The sequence below is a fragment of the Psychrobacter sp. UBA2514 genome (assembly GCF_002341255.1).
GTDB lineage: Bacteria > Pseudomonadota > Gammaproteobacteria > Pseudomonadales > Moraxellaceae > Psychrobacter > Psychrobacter pacificensis.
Genome location: NZ_DDNS01000012.1, coordinates 71,413 through 71,878 on the forward strand (window position 1 = coordinate 71,413; position 466 = coordinate 71,878).

Annotated in this window: 1 protein-coding gene; it reads left to right on the forward strand. The window is 45.1% G+C overall.

Features of this window, described 5'->3' with window-relative positions:
• Window positions 1-466: ATPase, T2SS/T4P/T4SS family (locus B3V51_RS04385; protein WP_286708065.1), on the forward strand; the 466-nt coding region annotated here is incomplete at both ends.

Below are 466 nucleotides of genomic sequence, written 5' to 3' on the forward strand. Positions count from 1 at the left end.
GTGAAAAAATCGTTTTGCGTATCCTAGATCCTTCATCAGCCATGCTTGGTATTGATGCGCTAGGGTATGAACCTGATCAGCAGGAGATGTTTTTAGAAGCGCTGCACAAACCACAAGGTATGCTACTGATTACTGGCCCTACTGGTTCTGGTAAGACAGTCTCTCTTTACACAGGTATCAATATCTTAAACACTGGTGCCACCAATATTTCAACCGCCGAAGACCCTGTGGAGATTAACCTTGAAGGTATCAATCAGGTCAATGTCAACGCTAAGGTCGGCCTAACCTTTGCTAATGCGCTCAAGTCTTTTTTGCGTCAAGATCCTGATATTGTCATGGTTGGTGAGATTCGTGACTTGGAAACTGCCGAGATCGCTATTAAAGCGGCACAAACAGGGCATATGGTACTCTCCACCCTACATACCAATTCAGCACCTGAGACATTAACGCGTTTGCGTAATATGGG